The sequence below is a fragment of the Streptomyces cinnamoneus genome, from assembly GCF_014650495.1.
Taxonomy (GTDB): Bacteria; Actinomycetota; Actinomycetes; order Streptomycetales; family Streptomycetaceae; genus Streptomyces; species Streptomyces cinnamoneus.
On record NZ_BMVB01000006.1, the window covers coordinates 162,665 to 180,877 of the forward strand.

At 71.2% G+C, this 18,213-nt stretch carries 12 protein-coding genes and 1 pseudogene; 5 read left to right on the plus strand and 8 right to left on the minus strand.

Features of this window, described 5'->3' with window-relative positions:
• Nucleotides 1-112: 112 nt before the first annotated feature.
• Both IE182_RS11280 and IE182_RS11285 read left to right on the plus strand, forming a co-directional pair.
• Entirely contained in the window at nt 113-2,458 is a 2,346-nt protein-coding gene (locus IE182_RS11280) for a collagenase (RefSeq protein ID WP_229844735.1), read from the plus strand.
• Nucleotides 2,459-2,675: 217 nt separating this feature from the next.
• Entirely contained in the window at nt 2,676-4,454 is a 1,779-nt protein-coding gene (locus IE182_RS11285; RefSeq protein ID WP_190109591.1) for a TauD/TfdA family dioxygenase, read from the plus strand.
• Nucleotides 4,455-4,691: 237 nt separating this feature from the next.
• On the opposite strand, the gene IE182_RS11290 is transcribed toward IE182_RS11285, so the two are convergent.
• The 3 genes from IE182_RS11290 to IE182_RS11300 all read right to left on the minus strand — a co-directional run bounded on the left by IE182_RS11290 (nt 4,692) and on the right by IE182_RS11300 (nt 7,390).
• A complete protein-coding gene (locus IE182_RS11290; RefSeq protein ID WP_190109592.1) occupies nt 4,692-5,528 on the minus strand; it encodes an AfsR/SARP family transcriptional regulator in 837 nt (278 codons plus the stop codon).
• A gap of 555 nt (nt 5,529-6,083) precedes the next feature.
• Nucleotides 6,084-6,578 carry a DUF5709 domain-containing protein gene (locus tag IE182_RS11295; protein WP_190109593.1) on the minus strand — a complete coding sequence of 165 codons (495 nt, stop codon included), beginning with the start codon at nt 6,576-6,578 and terminating at the stop codon, nt 6,084-6,086.
• Between the two features lie 236 nt (nt 6,579-6,814).
• Complete coding sequence (locus IE182_RS11300) at nt 6,815-7,390, minus strand: HAD family acid phosphatase (protein ID WP_190109594.1); 576 nt, start codon at nt 7,388-7,390, stop codon at nt 6,815-6,817.
• Between the two features lie 475 nt (nt 7,391-7,865).
• Here IE182_RS11300 and IE182_RS11305 point away from each other — a divergent pair, with 475 nt between their 5' ends.
• Nucleotides 7,866-8,573, plus strand: coding sequence for a 2OG-Fe dioxygenase family protein (locus tag IE182_RS11305; protein ID WP_190109595.1), 708 nt, complete (start codon nt 7,866-7,868; stop codon nt 8,571-8,573).
• Nucleotides 8,574-8,650: 77 nt separating this feature from the next.
• Nucleotides 8,651-10,012: an ATP-grasp domain-containing protein gene (locus IE182_RS11310; RefSeq protein WP_190109596.1), complete on the plus strand. Its 1,362-nt coding sequence runs from the start codon at nt 8,651-8,653 to the stop codon at nt 10,010-10,012.
• 110 nt (nt 10,013-10,122) lie between these two features.
• Here the strand turns inward: IE182_RS11310 and IE182_RS11315 are convergent, their stop codons facing one another.
• The 5 genes and pseudogenes from IE182_RS11315 to IE182_RS11335 form a co-directional block, all read right to left on the minus strand.
• Nucleotides 10,123-10,707 carry an isochorismatase family protein gene (locus IE182_RS11315; protein WP_190109597.1) on the minus strand — a complete coding sequence of 195 codons (585 nt, stop codon included), beginning with the start codon at nt 10,705-10,707 and terminating at the stop codon, nt 10,123-10,125.
• Nucleotides 10,708-10,763: 56 nt separating this feature from the next.
• Nucleotides 10,764-12,179: an MFS transporter gene (locus tag IE182_RS11320; protein WP_229844736.1), complete on the minus strand. Its 1,416-nt coding sequence runs from the start codon at nt 12,177-12,179 to the stop codon at nt 10,764-10,766.
• Nucleotides 12,180-12,197: 18 nt separating this feature from the next.
• Entirely contained in the window at nt 12,198-12,632 is a 435-nt protein-coding gene (locus IE182_RS11325; protein WP_190109598.1) for a MarR family winged helix-turn-helix transcriptional regulator, read from the minus strand.
• 186 nt (nt 12,633-12,818) lie between these two features.
• Nucleotides 12,819-15,557 carry a discoidin domain-containing protein gene (locus tag IE182_RS11330; protein ID WP_190109599.1) on the minus strand — a complete coding sequence of 913 codons (2,739 nt, stop codon included), beginning with the start codon at nt 15,555-15,557 and terminating at the stop codon, nt 12,819-12,821.
• Nucleotides 15,558-16,100: 543 nt separating this feature from the next.
• Nucleotides 16,101-16,728 (minus strand): annotated as a pseudogene (locus IE182_RS11335) (IS110 family transposase); the annotation flags it as partial.
• A gap of 395 nt (nt 16,729-17,123) precedes the next feature.
• Here IE182_RS11335 and IE182_RS11340 point away from each other — a divergent pair.
• Nucleotides 17,124-18,182: a PDDEXK family nuclease gene (locus tag IE182_RS11340; RefSeq protein ID WP_190109600.1), complete on the plus strand. Its 1,059-nt coding sequence runs from the start codon at nt 17,124-17,126 to the stop codon at nt 18,180-18,182.
• Nucleotides 18,183-18,213: the final 31 nt, after the last annotated feature.

Here is an 18,213-nt window from a genome sequence, read left to right on the forward strand (position 1 = left end):
GTCCCGCCCGTCACACGGCCGTTGTCGCCCGGCGCAGCGCCGCACCACGTGCCCGGAACGCTCCTTCTCCGCGTACGCACCCCCCATCCCTCCTCCCACACTGGAGTCATCGGTGTCCCGATCCACCACCCTGTGCAGATCCCTGCTCACCACCGCGATAGCGGTGACCCTCTGCGCCACGGCCGTCCAGGCCGGCCACGCCGACCCGGCCTCCCCCGCCCCGGCCTCCGCGGCCGCCGGGGCCGCGCGCCAGGATCCGCCGGCGCCGAACCCCTTCGACGAGGTCACCCGCCTGGCCAACGCCCCGAAGCCGGTCACCGAGGACCTCACCGCCCCCGGCCGGCTGAAGGACGGCCGCATCCCCGGGGCCCTGACCGCCACGCCGAAGCCCACGCTCGGCACACCGCGCGCCACGGTGGGCGGCGCCGCCGTCCCGTGCACCCTCGACGGCGTCAGGGGCCTGGGCGCCGAGCAGTTCGCCGACTTCCTCGCCGACCCGGCCGTCACCGCCGACGGCTGTCTGCGCACCCTGATCTGGACCTGGGACCAGCGGCTGGTGCCCGTCATGTCCAGGGCGCACGTCCAGGCCGTGTCCCGGCGGATCGAGCGGCTGGCCGGCGGGCACGACGGGAAGAACGGCAGCCACCTGCTGGAGATGTTCACCTACCTCCACGCCGTGGCCTACCACGACTTCTCGCACGACGAGATCGACCTCGGCGACGCACCGACCGTGGAGGCCATCCGCCGCGCGGTGGCCGCGTTCGGCTCGGCCGCCCGCACCTTCGACGTCACCCGCTCCAACGCCGAGACCCTGCGCGAGGCCCTCTACGCCGCCAGCTCCCCCGGCCTGCGCCAGCATCAATTGCCACTGGTCAAGCGGGTCCTGGCGACCATGGACGCCGCGCACCCGGACACCGCCAAGGACACCTCCTGGGCCGGTGCCGCGCTCGCCGCGCTCTCCCTGAACTACCTCGGCGTCTACACCGGCAACCACGACACCGCCTTCCACGCCGCCGTCACCGCCGACCCCTCCTACCGCGCCGCCTTCAAGTCCTTCGCCGGCCACACCCACCTCAAGGACACGGCCAACGCCTGGGTGGTGCGCGACGCCGTCGGCGAGTACGGGCGGATGGGGCAGATCGACGCGATCAAGAGCGAGATCACCACCGGCCTGGGCGGGCTGCTGGACACCGTCGTCCGCAACTTCGGCCAGGGCAGCCAGCCCTGGGGCAAGGTCGTCACCTGGCTGAACGAGTTCGGCGCCTGCAAGCAGTACGGGGTGTGCAAGGCGGACATCGAGCGCCGCCTCTTCCCCAGCACCTACGCGTACGACAACGGCGCCATCAAGGTCCGCACCGCCCTGCCGCGGGCCACCGTCGACAAGCTCTACTACGCGAGCAAGCAGGTCAAGGCCCAGTTCCACCGGGTACTGGGCACCGAGCAGCCGCTGGCGGGCGACACCAACACCACGCTCAACATCGTGCTGTACGCCTCCCGTTCCGACTACGAGATCTACCACCCCCTGCTCACCGGCATGGGGACCAACAACGGCGGCATCTACATCGAGAACGGCGCCACGTTCTACACCTACGAGCGCCGGGTCCCGCAGGACTCCACGCTCACGCTGGAGGAGCTCTTCCGCCACGAGTACACGCACTACCTCAACGGCCGCTGGGCCGTGCCCGGCCTCTTCGGCGAGGGCCCGTGGTACCAGGGCGACCGCACCACCGCGATGGACGAGGGCACGGCCGAGTTCTTCGACGGCGCCACCCGCGACGACGGCATCAGGGTCCGCAAGTCCCTGGTGCAGAGCATCATCAACGACACGGCGGGCGGCACCAAGCCGCGCATGAGCGTGTACGAACTGCTGCACGCGGAGTACGACCGGGACGGCTTCCGCTTCTACTCGTACGCCGGCACGTTCTTCGAGTTCCTGTGGTCGGAGCGCCCGTCGCTGCTCAAGGAGATGTACGGCCACCTGCGCGCCGATGACGTGGCGGGCTTCGACGCCTGGCGGGACCGGCTCGGCCGGGACACCGGCCTGCAGCGCGCCTACGACACCTTCCTCGACCGGCAGATCGCCAAGGTCAAGGACCTGTACGTGCCGGACACGACCTTCACGCCCGTGGGCCGGCTGGACGCGGGCCATCCGGCGACGGTACGCGCGTCCTTCACCGCCACGACCGGCATGAGGCCCGAGTGCAGCACCAACGGCGCCCCCGAGCGTCCCCGGTTCCTCTGCACGGGCCGCGTCACGGCCAACCTGAGCGACCCGGGCAACACCGACATGGTCTTCAAGGACATGTCCGAGACGGTCGACTACTTCATCCTCGACCGCGCGAAGAAGGGCACCAACAACTTCGCCGACATGAACTGCTCCTTCGGCAAGGTCGACATCTGGTCCGACCGCCCCGCGGGAACGGCCGACTTCACCTGCGAGGGCCCGCTGCGCGGGTGACCCCTGGAACCGGCCCACGGGCCCTCCCGTCCGGGGAGGGCCCGCCCGGGCCGGCCGGCGTTCCGTCGCACCCTCGCCTTCACGTCGCCGAAATCATCCCCTCGGCTCCTCATGGATCGTCTATATCCGGCGGCGTTTCGCGGCCGCCGGATTATAGGTGCAGCAGAGCGGGTCCCGGCACGATCGATGCCATCGACCTTCTCGAAGTGGAGCGAGCATGACGAAGTCCGTCGGCATCGACCTGACGCTCTCCGCACACTGGCGGGCGGACGACGGAAAGAAGTCCCCTTACCTACCGGAAGGTGTCCTGGAATTCGGCTGGCTGGGGCATCTCGTATCCGCGCTGGAGCGGATTCCTGGATACCGCGCCCGGCTGTTCGAGGAGGGCGAACTCCCGCAGGCGCTGACGGACGTGGACGTCCTGCTGCTGCCCGTCCCGCGTGGCGCCGCCGATCAGGAGCTCCCTCCCGCCGAGTTGGCCGCGCTGCGCGCGTTCGTGCAGTCCGGGGGCGGCGTCCTGCTGTTCGGGGACAGTGCCCGGCCGGTCCCGGGCGCCGATGCCGTCCCCGTTCCCCTCGTGCCGGACGCCCTGCTCACGGAGGTCCTGGTGAGCGGCCCCCGGCCGGCGCCCGACTCCCATCTGCTGACCTACGGACTCGACGTCACCGCGGTCCCCGGCCATCCGGCCACCGCGGGCGTCTCCTCGGTCCACATCCACCGGGCCCGGGCGCTCGACGTGACGGGCGGCCTGCATCCCCTCGTCGTGGGCGCGGGGGAGGTCCTCGCGGCGGCAGGCGGATCCGGCGAGGGCCGGATCGCGGTGGCCGGCAACGGCGCGATGTTCTCCCTGCCGCACCTGGGCCGGGCCTCCAACGCCCGTTTCCTGGTCAACCTGGTGCGCTGGCTAGCCGGCGACGAGGCGGACGAGGCGTCCTCGGCCGAGGCGGCCCGGGACATCGCGGGCCGGCAGCGTTTCCGCAGCCGTACGTTCTCCCCGGAGCCGGACCTCAAGCGGATCCAAGGTCCGCACGTGGTGGACGTCAGCGAGAGCCGGCAGGTGTTCGAGGCCGTCGCCGCCCGACCGCTGCCCGATCCCTACGAGGACCAGGACGCCTTCCTCGCCGAGGCGGAGCTGCGCTTCCACGAGCTGCCGCGCACCGTGCGCCAGGCCGTCATCCACTTCACCCGGGAGCCGAACGACTACGGCGCCCTCCTGGTGAAGGGCCTGCCCGTCGACCCGCAGCTGCCGCCCACCCCGGCCGACCCGCGCGAGCGCGTGCACACCGACCGCAAGCTGGGGGAACTCTGGCTGGCGGCCTTCTCCTCCGCGCTGGGGTCGATCTTCGCCTACCAGCAGGAGAAGCAGGGGCTGCTGTTCCAGAACGTCTCCCCCACCCCCCACAACGCGACGAAGCTCTCCTCCGAGAGCTCGTCCCTGCTGCTGGACTTCCACACCGAGACGGCGTTCCACCCGCACATGCCGGACTACGTGATGCTGCACTGCCTGCGCCCGGACCACGAGCGGGTGGCGAAGACCATCGTCTCCAACGTCCGGATGATCCTCGGCGAGCTGTCGCTGCGCGACCGGGCCACGCTCTTCGAGCCGCTGTTCCGGACCGGCGTCGACTATTCGTTCGGCAGCGCCAACGGAACGCGCGGCAACGGACCGGTCCTTCCGGTCCTCTACGGCAGTCCGTACGACCCGCAGATGACGGTAGACCTTGATCTGATGGTCGGTCTCACCCCGGCGGCGGACCGGGCGCTCGGCAAGGTCCAGGAGGCCGTCAACCGCACCAAGCGCTGGGTGACGCTGGACCGCGGCGACCTGCTGATCGTCGACAACCGGCGCTCGGTGCACGGGCGTTCGGAGTTCACTGCCCGCTTCGACGGCCGCGACCGATGGCTGCAGCGCGCCTGCGTGGTGCGCGACCTCGCCCGGTCCGCCGAGGACCACGAGACCGGCGGCCGGGTCCTGACCACGAGCTTCGCCGTATAACGGTCGGACGGCCGCGGCACCGTGCGGGTGCCGCGGCCGTCCAGTACGCGGGCAGGGCCGGCCATTCCCTGCGTACCAGCCGTTCGACGTCGGCAGCGGCGGCGCGGCCGGGGTCCGCGAGGCCATCCCCACGTCCTCCGGGCGCAGCAGCTCCCGCTCGGCCACTTCCTCACCGACGGGCTCCGGGTGGCGTGCCGCCGCCCCCGGCGAGATGGCCGGGGGCGGCGGACACGTGCGTCAGCGGCGGCGCCTCCGGACCGGCGGCGACGCGTGGTGGCGCACGCCGACGGCATGCGCGCAGCGGCCGAAGCGGGCTCCGGTCCTGACGGCGTGGTGCTGTTCCACGGTGCCGGCGATGATCGCCTGGTAGGCGTCGGCCAGCGCCGGGCCGGGGTCGATGCCCAGTTCCTCGGAGAGTGCGCGCCTGCCGTCGTGGTACACGGCGATGGCGTCGGCCTGCCGGTCGGCCCGGTACAGGGCGGTCATCAGCTGCACCCGCAGCCTCTCGCGCAGCGTGTGCTGGGCGATCAGGCCGGTCAGCTCGGGGACCAGCTCGCGGTGCAGCCCGCGGGCGAGGTCGGCCTCGATGCGGCTTTCGAGCACGGCGGTGCGCCGCTCCTCCAGCTGCGCCGCCTCGGCCGCGACCAGGTACTCGGTGGCGTTGGCCAGTGCCGGCCCGCGCCACAGGCGCAGCGCGGCGCGCAGCGTCGCGGCGGCGGTCTCGTGCCGTCCGGAGCGGAGTGCGTCCTCGCCCCGGGCGGCCAGGCGCTCGAACTGCACGGCGTCGATGCGGGTGCGGGGCGCAGGATGGAGCGCATAGCCGTGGTGTTCGCGGACGATGTCGACCGCAGGGCCGAGCCGGTTCCGGATCCTGGAGACGTAGGTGTAGATCTGGGCGCCGCTGGTCGAGGGCGGGTCCCAGTCCCAGAGCAGGGCGCGTAAGCGGGAGTCGGGCACGACGCTCCCGCCCGCGAGGACCAGCGAGGCGAGCACGGTGTGCAGCTTCGCCCCGGACAACGCGACGCGGGAGGCTCCCCTCCGCGCCTCCACCGGACCGAGCACCAAGAGTTCCATGTCTCCCCCTGCCGTGCGTGACGGGTGGCCCGGGTCTGGGCCACCGCGTTCTGGCATGGACAGTAAAGATCCAATGACCTGCCTGTCGATTATTTGACATCTCTAGGCCAAGGGTGGTCATCACATGCCCAGGTGAATGCCCTGCCGCTCCACCACCTCCGGGGGTGGCGGCCGGCCATCCGGCCCCGATGCGATCCATCGGCGCCTCCAGGGATGGCACTTCTGCCGCGGCTCCAGGGGGAACCAAGGAATCTGCAGGTCAGGCGCACCATTGTCGGATTCGGATGGCTGATGGCCGTGACTTTGCGTGTGGGCCGGCCGGCTGCCGAGGCCATCGGTGCGGGCCACGTGCCGGCCGGATCGGGCACCGGGGAGGTGTCTGCCGGAGCGGTGGAGACATCGACTGGCCGTAACCCTGGAGCTACCGACGATCTTCGCTGCGCCCTTCCCTTGACAGGAAAATGTCCGCGCCTACCTGCAGACGGAACCGCGCGCCACCGCGACGGCGACCGGACGACCGCCGTGCCACGTCATGTGCGCACCATCGCGCCGGGCTCAGGGCAAGGCGCCCTCCCCGGCTTCCTCCTCCTCTTCGAGACCGAACCCGTCGACGATGTGCATCGCGGCCTCCTCGGCCGAAGCGGCACCGCCGTCGATCCCGACGTCCCGGGCCACCACGTCGTTCGCGTGGTAGGGCGGCCCGTCCTCGGTGGCCACCACGCGCCCCGAGCGTGCGGCCCCCACCTCGCGATCGAGGGGCTCGCCGTCCGTACCCACCTGGTCGCCGATGCCGTCACCCTCGGGCACGGGGATGTCCGGCACCTCCTCGGCCAGGCGCTGGTCGAGGGTCTCCCCCTCGCGCTGCTCACGCACCGTCGTGCCGTAGTGATTGACGGCGAGGGGCCTCTCCGGCGGCGAGTAGCCCTGGTCCAGAACCACGTCGAGCCCGTCGCCGTCCAGGGCGTTCTCCAGGTCGAGGTCGTTCGGGTAGTCCTGGCTGTCGGGACCGACCGGTTGATAGACCTCGTCACCCATCTCTTCGTCGGGCATCACGGTGCTCTCCTTCATCGCCGGGGTTGTCCCGCGCCGGCCGCCACCCGCTTTTCGAACATATGCTTGAGTGCGCCGAACGCCACGCGGCGGGAACGTTCGCAGCGTCGAGGGCGATACCTCAAGGATCACCCGCCTCCCGCGAGGCCGCAATGTTCCCGGCCGATACCGGCCACCGCCACCACATCGAGCGGGTGGCCGGCAACTTTTACGGGGCCGAGCGGGCGACGCGGGCGTCAGGAGAGCCGGCCGCCGTAATCGGGCAGCTTGAAGCCCTTCTCGTAGAAACCGCCCTCGAAGTCGGTGGAGCGGTTGCCGAGGTTGGCGGTGATCGTGTGACCGCCGTTCGTGAGCTCTCTCCGGCAGCGCCTCTTCCCTTCACCCTTGCTTTCACCATGCGCGCGCGTGCATATCGCGTCCACCGGATAGCCGGCCTGCTTCAGCTGCTCCCGGGCCGACGAGGACGACGTCCGGGCGGTGACGAAGAGCACGGAGACGTGGTGCTCGCGCGCCCACTGGGCCACCTGGAGGACCGGCTTGTTGGCATGCCCCGGGCGGTAGTGGGTTTCCAGTGCGGTGTTGTCGATGTCCAGCACGACGGCCGGCTTCCCGTGGCGCTCGGCGACCCGCTCGCGCAGCCAAGGGATCGCGGGGGCGACGGCCTTCTTCACTTCGGCCTGCCAGGTCTCGTAGCTGGGCAGACCCGATTCCGGAGCGGCCTGCGCGGTGGTGGCGGCGCCCAGCGTCGCGGTCGGCAGCGCGACCGCGGCCAGCGCGGCGAGAACGGCGATGCGGTACTTCCTGACGGACATCGGATCCTGTCCCTTCCGTGTGTTCAACGTGTCGGTCAGAAAGGTCAGCACCGCAGAGGGAAGCCCGGGCGAATGAACGATGGCCCCGACATGAAGCCGTTCTGAGCCTTGGCCGATGGCGCAAAATCATCCACCCGGCCGAACCTCGGCCGCGGACAGCGGCCAGCCACGGAGCGCGCCACCCCTCCCGTGACTGCTCCAGACCGCGCTGATGGCCCATCAGCTCACTTTAGTAGCCCGTAATTTCAGCCATCACGCCTGTGATCTCCCTCTCGCACACGGGTGTGGCGTCCGGCCTTGTTCCACGGGCGACCGCCCTGCTTTGATCTTGGTGCGAACCGCCGGTCCGCCGGCGGACCGCACCATCTCGCCAAGGAGGGGACCGCCTCCCCGGAGGTCCGCCTCCCGAGAACCCAGTGACCGACCACCACGGAACCGACACCGGTCCGCACCGCGGATCGAACAGGAAGACCGGATGAACCACGTGTCCGACGTACCCGAACAGCCACCGCCCTTCGTCCAGTTCGGCCCCGAGGTGCTGACCGGAGCATGGGAGACGGTGCCCGTGAGCGCCGTCAAGGAATTCACCGAGTCGTGGAACGACCTGCCCGCCGACGGGCACCTGCCCACCGACGTGCCGTACCGATTCCGCCGCTACAGCACCTTCCGCCTGGCGGCCGGCGGGCTGGAGAGGCTCCCGCACACCGCCTTCTTCCAGGACGCGGACGTGAACGCGGTGAACGGCGGAGTGCACCGGATGTTCGCCCCGCTGGAGGACTCCGTGGCGGCCGGACCGGTCCTGAGCGCGATCGTGACCACCCTGTACGAGCGGATTCCCGGCAGCACCGCGGGGATCGACACCTGCGGCGTCCACCAGATCCGGGTCGTCGCCACGGCCGACGCCGAGGGCAACCCGGCGCCGGAGGGCGTCCACCAGGACGGGCACCACTACGTGGGCCAGGTCCTGATCCAGCGCGACAACGTCCGCGGAGCCGAATCGATCCTGTACGACCTGGAGCGCAGACCCGTCCACCGGGCCGTACTGAGGGAACCCTTCGAGACCATCCTGCTCGACGACCGGCGCGTGCTGCACGGCGTCACCCCGGTGACCCCGGCCGCGGATTCCCGCGCGGGAGTGCGCGACATGCTCCTCGTCGACTTCTTCCCCGGACCGCACCGCTAGACCGCACGCCCGGCAAGCCGGCCCGCGGCCACCCACCCCCACATGCCCTTCGGCCCGGTGACGAAAGGTGATCCGCCATGACCGCACTCCAGGGCGCCGCCCGGACCGGCTTCCGTCCGCTGTCCGGCCTGCACGCCACGACCTGCACCGTCGCCCCGGCGGCGGTACGCACCGAGCCGGCGCCCGGCCCCGCCGCCGTCAGCTCCTCCGCCCGTTCGTCCGCCCGCTCTCCGGTCCGTCCCCATCTGCTGCTGGTGGGCGGGAAGGACTCGGGTTTCGCGTCCCTCGCCGAGCTCGGCATCCGGATCACCCTCCTCCAGGAACGCGGCAACCTCACGGCACTCCAGGCCGAACGGGCCGACACCCTGATCGTCCACGACCGGGTCGACGCCAACCGCGCGGAGACCACCGCGGTCTTTCTCCACGAGCACGGTGCCGTCCCGTTCGACGCGGTGCTGTCCTTCGCGGAACAGCATCTGCTGACCGCCGCGCGCATCGGTGAGCGGCTCTCGCTCGTGCACAATCCGTTGCCCGCCGTGCGTGACAGCCGCGACAAGCTCCGCATGCGCGCCCTGCTGGACGAACACGGGCTGAGCAGCGTTGCCTACCGCGCCTGCGGCTCCCTCGCCGAGGCCACCGCGTTCCAGGATCGGCTGGGAGCGCCCGTCGTCCTCAAGCCCGCGGCCGGCTCCGGCAGCCGCGGCGTCTGCCTGGCCGACGGAGCCGACGGGCCCGACGGACTGGCCGCGGCCTGGGAGAAGGCATCGGCGGGAGGCGGCGCGGTCCTGGCCGAGGAGTACGTTCCCGGGCAGGAGGTGAGTGTCGAGACGCTCACGCTCGACGGCAAGCACGAGGTCCTGGCGGTCACGGAGAAGGCCACCACCGGGCCGCCCGCCTTCGTCGAGACCGGACATCAGCTGCCGGCGCGGCTCGCCCCCGCCGTCCAGGAGGCGGTGACGTCGGCGGTCACCGCGCTGCTCGATGCCCTGGGCCACCGGTGGGGGCCCGCGCACACCGAGTTCAGGATCCGCCGGGACGGCACGCCCGTCGTCATCGAGACCCAGACCCGCTTCGGCGGCGACCAGATCTGGCAGATGGTGGAGCTGGTGACGGGGGTGCGTCTCGCGGCGGCGACGGCCGCGGCGATGCTCGGTGTGGAGGGACCCGTCAGCACGGCCCCGCGCGCCGGGGCCGCGGCGATCCGCTTCTTCGCCCACGAGAACACCGTCGTCCGGGCGGTCGGCGGTGCCGAGGCGGCCCGCGCACTGCCGGGAGTGGTGACCGTGCAGCTCACCGCGCGAGCGGGCCAGGCACTGGGCCGGCTCGAAGGGTCCGGCAGCCGGCAGGGGTACGTGCTGGCGACCGGGGCGGACGGGAAGGAGGCCGCCGAGCGGGCGGAAGCGGCCCACAGGGCGGTCGGCTTCGTGGTGGACGCGTGAGGGGGCCGGGGCCACCGCCCTCACCACGGCGATGGTCTGTCACACCCTGGGTGAGACCTGGCAGTCGGCCGGCGGCCGGGAGATCGGTGACGCGCTGAGCCCGGGGGACGTCAGTCCTGCATCGACTGCAGGGCGAGGAGCACGGCGTCGGTGGAGTCGATGCGGGCGATCATCGGCAGGATGCGGGTGATCGCGAATTCCTGGTGCTCGGCGGAGAAAGTGCTGGTGGCGTCCTCGGTGACGACGACGTGGTAGCCGTGCTCGTAGGCGCAGCGGGCCGTTGACTCCACCGCCAGGTTGGTCGCGACACCGGTCAGCACGATCTCCTCGATGCCGCGGCGGCGCAGCTGGATGTCGAGTTCGGTGCCGGTGAAGGCGCCCCACTGCCGCTTGGTGATCAGCAGGTCGGTGGGGTGCGGCGCGAGCTCCGGGGCGAGTGCGGAGTACTCGGGGTGCAGAGCGGGCGGGTTGTGGGGAACGTCGGCGCGCGGCCGGAGCGCGGCACCGCCGTCGGGGCCGTGGGCGACGTTGACGAGGACGACCGGCAGGCCGGCGGCGCGGAAGGCGTGCGCCAGGCGGGCGCTGTTGTCCACGACGCGAGCGGCCGGGTGCGGCTGGAGCGGGAGGCCGAGGATGCCCTGCTGCACGTCGAGGACGACGAGGGCGGTTCGGGGGCTGAGGTCGGTGACCGGCATGGAAGGTGTCCTTTCCTGCGTGCGTGGGTGCGCACGCTCGGGTGGGGCCGGGCGGGTCAGTCGCGGGGTCCGGCGGGCTTGAGGTGCGCGGTGGTGGCGGCGTTCATGAGAAGTACGGCACTGATGCCGGTGAGCACGGCGGCCAGTACGTGGAGGCCACCGTCGTCGGCCTGCCCGCCGACGGCGATTCCCACGAGGGCGGACGCGAGGTTGGCTCCGACGTACTGGGCCGTGCGGTAGAGGCCGGAGGCGGTGCCGATCCGATCGGCCGGTGCGGTGCGGTACATCAGCGTCTGGTTGCCGAGGCTGTTGAAGCCGTTGGGCAGGCCGAGCACGGCGGCGATGACGAGCACCACCCACAGGGGCACGCCCGAGCCGATCAGGCCGAGGGCACCGCTGCCCAGGCACAGGGCGGCGGACCCGGTGATCAGTACGGCCCGCAGGCCACGGTCCACGATCCGGGTGGCGCCCATGGTGGTGAGGAAGCCCAGGAGGGCGACGGGCAGCATGACCAGCCCGGACTGGGACTCGGTCAGCCCCCGCCCCTGCTGGAGCCACTGGGGCAGGGCATAGGTGACGGAGTAGAAGACGACGTAGGTGGCCGCACAGCGGACGTACGTCGCGGCCAGCGGCCGGTTGCGGCCGATCATGCGCAGGTCCACGAAGGGCCGGACGGCACGCAGCTCACGGACGACGAGCGCGGCGGTCAGCACGACGAAGACGGCGAGCGCCCACCACCGGGGACGGTCCGGCAGCGAGAGCAGGAACAGCATCAGCCCGCACAGCTCGCCCACGAACAGGGCCATGCCTGCGAGGTCGAGCTCGCGGAGGGCGGCGACGACGCCACCGTGCCGCACCGGCCGGTCGGCGGGCAGCCACGCGAGCGCCATCACCATGGCCGCGAGTGCCAACGGGACGTTGACCCAGAAGATGGCGCGCCAGTCCGCGTACTCCACGAGCAGGCCGCCGAGCGGCGGGCCGAGCGCGACGGCCACCTGGGAGGCGGCGGAGATGACGCCGAGCCCGCCGGTGGGCACGGCACTCGGGCCGGTGTGTTCGGTGGCCCGGGCACGCAGCATCGACATGCCGGCCGGATACGCGGCGGAGGTGCCGATGCCGAGCAGGACCCGGGAGGCGATCAGCCAGCCGAGGCCGGGGGCGAAGGGCGCGGCGCCGGCCGCCGTGAGCACCAGGCCCAGGCCGAGGAGGAAGACGCGGCGGGCGCCGAAGGCGTCCGCCAGCCGGCCCATGGTGGGCTGGGCCACGGCGGTGGCCAGGTACAGCCCGGACACCAGCCAGATCACCTCGGACCCGGCGTGGAACGCCTTCCGGAGGGAGAGCAACGCCACGGCGATCATCGAGGAGTTGAGCGCGTTGAGCAGCGTGCCCAAGGCGATCGGGGCGAGGAAGCCGAGCGGTGTGCGGACGCGGTCCGTGGCTTCGGTCGCGTTCCGCGCTGTTGGTAACGCCACGGCGCCTCCTGGGGTCTCCTAGGTTTCGGACAGCAGGTCCAGCAGTTTGTTCGCGGCCGCGAGCACGTCCCGCTCGACCGGTGTCAGCCGCCGGGCAATGGCCTGGGCCAGCCACTCGTCGCGCGTCCTGCGGTCGTCCTGCACCAGGCGGCGGCCCTCGTCGGTGATCTCGACGACGACCTGCCGCCCGTCCTGGGGGTGCGGGCGACGGGTGAGGAGGCCGCGCTCCTCCAGGGAGGCGAGCTGCCGGGTCAGGGACTGCGGCTGCACGCCTTCGAAGGCGGCGAGGTCCTTGGGGCTGAGCGGCCCCAGCCGGTCCAGCCGGCTCAGCACGGACGTGCTCGTCAGGCCCAGGCCGTGTGCGGGGCGTTCCTGGCGCATGCGCCGGGCCAGGGCGGACACGCTGTCGCGGGTCCGCCCGGCCAGGTCGGTGAGGTCGGGTGTCTCGTCCATGAACGAAGCCTAGCTTATAAGCACAGCTTCCTATGCCGTCAAGCGACCACCCCACCCTTCCCTCGTAAAGTCACCACAAACCAAGGCACTTATGGAGAGTCGAGCGCACACCCCGGCGCGCATTTACTTCGCTTCGCTTATCACTATTGACCTGTCGATCGTGATCCACTACCGGTCCTCCGGCCCCTACGAAACCGTCACTTCCGCAATGCCCGTACGGGACGTGGCGCCGGAGTCGCCGTGCACCACCACCCGTACGTATCGGGCCGCACCGGCTACGGCGTCGCGCCAGTGCCGCCCGTCGGTGGACAGCTGGACGTCGTACGCATCCGGCGCCGGACCGTTCCACGTGGGGGTGACCTTGGTGACGCGTACGGCCTTGCCGAGGTCGGTGGTCAGGCTGCCGCCCGGCCCGTCGGGCACCCAGGCCGTGGCGGGGTTGCCGTCGACGGCGGCGGCCGCGTACATGCCGGGCTCCTCGGAGGAGGCGGTGACGGTGGTACAGCGGGCCAGGTTGTCCGTGGGGGCGAGGTCGGGGCGGCGCGTCTCCAGGACGGCCGGGGCGGCCTTGGTGAGGACGCGTTCGCCCTGCGGGGTGTCCAGGGTCATGGGCGCGCCGTCGGTGAGCCGCACGGTGGTGTCGTGGGCGCCGAGTTCGACGTCGTACGTGCGGCCCTGCCAGTGCAGCCCGCGCAGGGTGACGCCGCGGCCGAGCTGCGGCGGCAGCATCGGGTCGAGGCGGAGCCGGTCCTCGCGCATCCGCATGCCGGTCAGGCCGTTGGTGAAGATCTGCAGGAAGCCGCCCTTGCCCGTGAGGAAGTCGTGCGCGGGCGAGCCGGCCAGCGGGTCCTCGGCACCCGCCTTGGCGCCGCGGGCCTCCGAGAACAGGGCGAAGGGGCCGCGGACGAACGGCCTGATGGAGCGCTGCAGGTAGGTGTACGTGGAGCAGCCCGCCTCGCCCGTGCCGGCGGCGGCGATGGCGTGCACCGAGTCCGTCATGGCGGGGCCGTCGGGGTCGGTGCGCTGGGCGTAGTAGTCCAGGGTGCGGGCCGCGGCGTCCTTCGGCATCGGCCATTCCAGGGGGTACGTCAGCAGCACGGTGTCGGCCTGCTTGATCTTGCTGCCGCGGTAGCCGTCGTACTGCTGGAAGACCTGGTGTTCCGCGTCGTACGGGATCCTGATCCGGTCGGCGATCGCCGTCCACTCCCCCGGGGCGCGCTCGCCCAGCAGCTGCGCGGCACGGGTGGCGTTGCGCAGTGCGGTGACGGCGCCGGCGTTGGTGAAGACCGCGTCGTCGACGCCGTTGCTGTACTCGTCGGGGCCGGCGGTGTCCTTGATGGAGTAGCTGCCGTCCGCGTTGCGGCTGACCCTCCCGGCCCAGAACTCGGCTATGCCCCGTATGACCGGCCAGCCGCGCTCGCGCAGCCAGTGGGTGTCGCCGGTGGCGAGGTAGTACTGCCAGGTGGCGAGGGATATGTCCGACTGGAGGTGGATCTGGGTGCGGCAGTGGGGCGGGTCGACGCTGTGGCACTCCTGGGCGAGGTCGCCCTTGCTGCCGCTGTTCCAGGGGTAGAAGAGCCCCTGGTAGCCGAGCTTGCGGGCGTTCTCGCGGGCTCCTTCGAGGGTCCGGTAACGGTACTCGACGACGGTCCTGGCGAGGTCGGGCGAGGTGGCCAGGAGGGCCGGGTACATCCAGGTCTCTGCGTCCCAGAAGACGAGGCCCGCGTAGTTGTCGCTGGTCAGCCCGGCCGGGGCGATGCTGTTGGCGGCGCCTTCCCGGGTGCTGGACAGCAGCCCGTACCGGGCGGAGCGCACCCATGCCTGCAGCTCGCGCTGCCCCGGCACCTCGATGTCGGAGCGCCACATCCGGGCCCAGGCGGCGGTGTGGGCGCGCAGCAGCCCGTCCCAGCCGCGCCGGGCGGCGAACAGGGAGGCGGTGGTGGCGTCCTGGCGGGGCGCGTGCGAGGTGAGGGCGGTGTCGACGCCCACGTACTTGGTGAGTTCGTACGCCTGGCCCTTGCGGACGGGGAAGGTGAGGGACTGCCGGACGCTCAAGTCCTCGGCGGCCGACGCGCCTTGGGTCGTGGCCGGGCGAACGCCGCGCCCGGCGCGCAGGGTGGAGGCGACGGCGCCGTCGGTGTCCGTGCCGTCGGTGCGGAAGGTCACGTCCATGGTGCGGCCGTCCCGGCCGGACCCCGCGATCCGGTCACCGCCCCCGGTCTGCCGGATGCGCCGGGCGCCGCGCCCGTCGAGCAGATCGGTGACGGTGGCGTCGCCGCTCCAGCGCGGGGTCATGCTCAGCCGTACGGCGCCCGCGTGCGGATTGGTGCGGTCGGCCAGCACTTCGTAGACGAGGTCGGTCTTCCGTCCGTCGGCAGCGGTCCAGGTCAGGGAGGTCCGGACGATGCCGCAGTGCAGGAAGAGGGTTTGGCGATACCCGGATATTCGGCCCGGTTTCGTCAAAGAGTTGAACGTATCGCCGTGTTCGCCGCCGGTGCCGACGGTGAGGCCGGTCCAGGTGGGCAGGGCGGCGACGGCCTGCCGGTCCGCGGCGGTCTGCTGGTTGTGCGCGTAGAGCCCGGACACGAACGAACCGTCGTAGCTCGGAGTGAAGAGCGGCCACCCGGTCTTGGCGCCGCTGTCGGTGTAGCCGGCGCCGTTGGGTGGTATGCGCTGCCCCAGGTAGCCGTTGCCCACGTAGGCGTGGTGGGTGTCGTCCGTGGTGAGGCGGGCTGTTTCGAGTGTCCACCCGTCGCCCGTCCGGCAGTTGCCGGCGGGCGGGGCGGCGGCGGGGAGATGGTCGGCGGTGGGAGGTTGCGGTGCTGGCGCGGCGGCCGCGGGCGGTACCGAGGCGACGAGCGCGCCTGCGAGCAGCAGTGCGGACAGGCGGGTGGGACGCGGTCGCGCACCGGGAGAGTACGTCATTGTTCTCCGTCGGTCTGGATCTCCTGCGAGAGTCCCGCGACCCTAAATTTAGTGAACGGAAAACGTCAACAGCAGTTGCTGTTCATGCGACTTCCGAAGGCGACGATTCGACTGCGACGCACCAACCCCTTCCCAAGCCGGACATGCCTCGCATGACGGCCCTCCGCATGACGGCGGGCGCGGTGCGAAGATTCGCCACCGGGCGCCGGCCGTGTGCACCGTGGCCGGTGGCCACGGGAGGAGGACGAGCCGCCAGGCGCGGTCGCGCAGTCCCGCCGCGACGGCGGCGTCGACCACGCCGCGCAGGGGGTCCCGTTCGGCGGAATACCAGGCCGGCGTGTCCCGTACGCTCCGTGACGCCCCGGATCGCGGCGGACCACGGGCCCCGGGCGGTCTGCCCCGTCGTGGTGGAACCGCATCGGTGAGGCGCCCGTCGGCTCACCCGGGGCCGGCCTGGATCTCCGTCTCGATGCGGTGACGCACGCGGGCGGCAAGCCCGATGAGCGGATGCGAGCGAACTGCCGTGGGAGCAACGGGCGATGTGGAGAGATAGAAGGCCCGCAGGAGTCCGCGGTGGAAGCGGCCGATGAACTCCGCCCCGAGGCAGGGGCCCATGCCGGGGAGGCTGTTGATCACCTTGGCGTATTGGTGCTGGTGAAACCGGGCCTCGATGAGGGCGTCGATCTCGGCGATCTCCTCGTTGAGGGCGATCACCCCGTTCGCGAGGCGGGCCACCAGCGACGCGGCCGGCTTCTCGCCAGGCAGGGCGGTGTGCTGGCTCTGAGCCGCCTCGACCGCCGTCCGGGCCGGCTCAGCGACGCCTCTGACCTTGCAGGTCTTCAGCCAGGTCTCGATGCGCTTGGCGCCGGTGCGGCGGATCGCCGCCGGCGTCTGGTAGCAGGTCGGCAGCATGACAGGCCCCTGGTTGGTCAGCGTTGGCGCACGTTCGAGCGCAGGGAAGATCGCCAGCAGCTGGGCGCGGAGCCGATTGATCTGCCGGCCGCCGCCCACAGCACGTCCTCGGAGAGGGCCAGGACGTCGCCGTGAGGCCCGGCAACTCAGTTTCGTCGTTGAGGACTCGGCGCGAGAGCAGCCGTTCCCCTGCCGCGTCGATCACTACACAGTGGTGGTGTTCCTTGCCGATGTCCAACCCGGCCCAGATCTCGGGCACGGTCACTTCCGCCGGGCCGTCGTCACGTTCACCCTGCAGACGACCTCGCCGGCACTGTCCTACGAAGCGATCAAGTCGCGTATCCCCATCAGCGGTCAAGTCGTCGCGGGCCCCGGGCGGCCAAGTTTCGCGCGTCGCGGCGAAGCTGCACGCCGACCAGCCTGAGACCTACCCCGCACGCACCTGGGCAGCCTGGCTGTGCGGGGGAGCACGCCCCCGAGCGCTGGCGCAAAGTCCTGGCAGGGTTCGGCGCCACCGCGCGGTCCACTCGGGGCGGAGGCGACCGGGTTCCCTGGGATCGGGGAGGCAGCGGGGGTACGGCCAGGGCCTGTTGGGCCGAGTGAGCCAATGAGATGATCAAGAGGGAACTTACTTGGTTATGTAGGGGGTTGACCATGGCCACAGGTGCCGCGCTGCGTGGATATTTGTTGGAGGAGGCGCTGACCTGGCTCCTGAGGTCCTCGGGCTACCGCTTGCTCGTGCATGAGAGTCAGGATCCCGAGGAACTGGTGACCGACGGCAACACGCTTCGGGTGCGGGGCCGGGGCGCACTGCATCAGGTGGATGCGCTCGGGGAGTTCGCGTTCACGCCGGCGTTCTCGATGCCGGTGCGGCTGTTCCTGGAGGCGAAGTTCTACCAGGAGCGCTGCGGACTCGAGATCGTGCGCAACGCCCACGGTGTGGTGCACGACGTGAACGAGAACTTCATGATGCACGCTGGCAGAAGGCCGCGGCAGCGCTATCAGTACGCGTACGCCCTGTTCTCGACGAGTGGCTTCACGGCAGACGCCCAGAAGTACGCCTTGGCACACCAGATCTCGCTGGTGGATCTGTCGGGTGCCTCGTTCGCCTGGCTGCTCGGGGCGATCGGTACCACTGCGTGGACGCTGGAGCAGGCGCAGTTCCACCTCGGTGCGTCCGGGACGTTCCCGGTGACGTGGGTGCGTACGGAGCTGCGCAAGGAGCTGGGGACCTGGACTGCGTCTCCGGGGCTGCTACCGACGGCGGCGCCGGCGGACAGCAGATTCCGGGACGAGGCCGAGGCGGCCATCGCCGGCTTCGCAGCCGCGCTCCAGCAGAACAGCGGCGCTGAATTGCTTCTGGGCTTCCCGTCGGCGCCGTTCATCCTGCCTCTGGCCGTCAGCGACCACCTGGCGTTCACCACATACGCGGATGCCCAGCCCGACCATGCAGTGCGTATTCGGCGTCGTGGCAGCGGCGGCTCGGCGGAGTGGACGCTGTCGCCGTTGGCTGAGGAGGACGCGTACGAACTCGCCTTCAAGCTGCCGGAACAGGTGGAGGACTGGATCGGCGACATTGAGGGGAAGGAGCGGCATCGCACCCTGGAGGTGAAGGAGCAGTTTCTGTCCGCGATCACGATCTACCGTATGAACGGCGGTGGCGTGCGGGCGTATCAGCTGCGCTACGAGGCGAGCTCTCTCTCGCACTTCTGATCCCGGCACGAGAGAGATGTCGGCCTCCCCG

What these genes read in the sequence shown, in the direction of transcription:
- IE182_RS11285 (WP_190109591.1), top strand. Translation starts at nt 2,676, where the DNA reads ATGACGAAGTCCGTCGGCATCGACCTGACGCTCTCCGCACACTGGCGG.
- IE182_RS11290 (WP_190109592.1), bottom strand. Translation starts at nt 5,528, where the DNA reads ATGGAACTCTTGGTGCTCGGTCCGGTGGAGGCGCGGAGGGGAGCCTCC.
- IE182_RS11295 (WP_190109593.1), bottom strand. Translation starts at nt 6,578, where the DNA reads ATGCCCGACGAAGAGATGGGTGACGAGGTCTATCAACCGGTCGGTCCC.
- IE182_RS11300 (WP_190109594.1), bottom strand. Translation starts at nt 7,390, where the DNA reads ATGTCCGTCAGGAAGTACCGCATCGCCGTTCTCGCCGCGCTGGCCGCG.
- IE182_RS11305 (WP_190109595.1), top strand. Translation starts at nt 7,866, where the DNA reads ATGAACCACGTGTCCGACGTACCCGAACAGCCACCGCCCTTCGTCCAG.
- IE182_RS11310 (WP_190109596.1), top strand. Translation starts at nt 8,651, where the DNA reads ATGACCGCACTCCAGGGCGCCGCCCGGACCGGCTTCCGTCCGCTGTCC.
- IE182_RS11315 (WP_190109597.1), bottom strand. Translation starts at nt 10,707, where the DNA reads ATGCCGGTCACCGACCTCAGCCCCCGAACCGCCCTCGTCGTCCTCGAC.
- IE182_RS11325 (WP_190109598.1), bottom strand. Translation starts at nt 12,632, where the DNA reads ATGGACGAGACACCCGACCTCACCGACCTGGCCGGGCGGACCCGCGAC.
- IE182_RS11330 (WP_190109599.1), bottom strand. Translation starts at nt 15,557, where the DNA reads ATGACGTACTCTCCCGGTGCGCGACCGCGTCCCACCCGCCTGTCCGCA.
- IE182_RS11340 (WP_190109600.1), top strand. Translation starts at nt 17,124, where the DNA reads ATGGCCACAGGTGCCGCGCTGCGTGGATATTTGTTGGAGGAGGCGCTG.